2 protein-coding genes and 1 pseudogene are annotated in these 1544 nt (G+C 64.2%); all 3 read left to right on the top strand.

Features of this window, described 5'->3' with window-relative positions; genetic code table 11:
• The first annotated feature begins 220 nt into the window (after positions 1-220).
• A complete protein-coding gene (locus EN742_RS34615) occupies positions 221-1078 on the top strand; it encodes a S49 family peptidase (RefSeq protein WP_126055971.1) in 858 nt (285 codons plus the stop codon).
• 83 nt (positions 1079-1161) lie between these two features.
• Positions 1162-1347 (top strand): hypothetical protein, encoded by a 186-nt coding sequence (locus EN742_RS34610; RefSeq protein WP_127284240.1) that lies wholly within the window; start codon positions 1162-1164, stop codon positions 1345-1347.
• Between the two features lie 5 nt (positions 1348-1352).
• A pseudogene (locus EN742_RS39845) lies at positions 1353-1544 on the top strand (4-(cytidine 5'-diphospho)-2-C-methyl-D-erythritol kinase); the annotation flags it as partial.

Raw genomic sequence — 1544 nt, 5'->3', positions numbered from 1 at the left:
GGAAAAACGGTCGACCCGCCCGCCGCTGATGCTGCACGCAGAGACAGGCAACGGGCCAGCCGAGCGGACCGAGATGATCAACAACGGACTGGCGTCGCTGTTCGGCGATTGATCATCGGCCGGACATGCGGCATTGCCGTTGGCCGGCGAATTCCTACATGCCCACAGCAAGATGAGGCCTCATCTTGCTTCTTTTTCAGTGACCGGAGACCCCGACCTCGTGAAACGCCTCTTGAACCGCCTGCTGCCGAAGTCCTGGCGCTCCACCGTCGTCGTGGTTCCGGTCATCCGGCTGCACGGCACGATCATGGCCGGCGGCGGCCAGTTCCGGCCGAGCCTGTCGCTGGCGTCCACCGCCGGCCTCATTGAGAAGGCGTTCTCCTTCGATGCGCCCGTCGTCGCCATCTCCATCAATTCGCCGGGCGGCTCGCCGGTGCAGTCACGGCTGATCTTCAAGCGCATCCGTGATCTCGCGGTGGAGAAGAACAAGAAGGTACTGGTGTTCGTCGAGGACGTGGCGGCCTCCGGCGGCTATATGATCGCGGTCGCCGGCGACGAGATCTTCGCCGATCCGTCCTCGATCGTCGGCTCGATCGGCGTCGTCTCGGCCTCGTTCGGCTTTCCCGAGCTGATGAAGAAGATCGGCGTCGAGCGCCGCGTCCATACCGCCGGCCAGAACAAGGCGGTGCTCGACCCGTTCAAGCCGGAGAAGAAGGAAGATGTCGAGCGGCTGAAGGCGCTGCAGCTCGAAGTGCACGAGACCTTCATCGAGCTCGTCAAGGAGCGGCGCGGCACCAGGCTGAAGGACGATCCCGACCTGTTCACCGGCCTGTTCTGGACCGCCAAGAAAGGGCTCGAACTCGGCCTGGTCGATGCGCTGGGCGACATGCGAGGCGTTTTGAAGACGCGCTTCGGACCGAAGACCGAGCTGAAACTGATCACCGCGCCGCGCGGGCTGTTCGGGCGCTTCGGGCTGTTCGGGTCGCGCCTTTCGGCGCCCGACATCGCTGCGGCGGCGGCCAGCGGCATCGTCGATGCGGCGGAAGAGCGCGCGCTGTGGGCGCGCTTCGGGCTTTGAAAAAGGGTTGAAAGCGACTAGCATATCCGCTTGACCGACCCGACCGGCCGCTTTTGCCGCGTTTTCGAGGGAGGAGTTTTGGGATGCCGCAGATCATTTTCTTCGTCGTTATCGGCGCCGCCGCCTATTTCGGCTATCGCGCCTTCATCCGCGAAGCCGAGCGCGTGACGGCCAAGATCCGGCGTACCGAGAAACAGGCGGCAAACGGCACGATGGGAACGCTGGTCAAGGACCCGAAGACCGGCGAATACCGGCTGGCCAAGGACTGAACGCCATCTCGCCAACAACAGACACGTCGGATGCCGGGACGCAAGCCCGGACGGGGCTTGCCCCTGCCAAGATCAACCTTGCGCTGCATGTCACCGGTAGGCGCGCCGACGGCTATCATCTGCTCGAAAGCCTTGCCGTATTCACCCGCTTCGGCGACCGGCTGGAGATCGAGCCGGCCGAGAGCGACCGGTTTTCT

The sequence above is a fragment of the Mesorhizobium sp. M4A.F.Ca.ET.020.02.1.1 genome, assembly GCF_004022645.1.
Lineage (GTDB): Bacteria > Pseudomonadota > Alphaproteobacteria > Rhizobiales > Rhizobiaceae > Mesorhizobium.
This window is presented reverse-complemented; position numbering and strand designations above follow the sequence as displayed.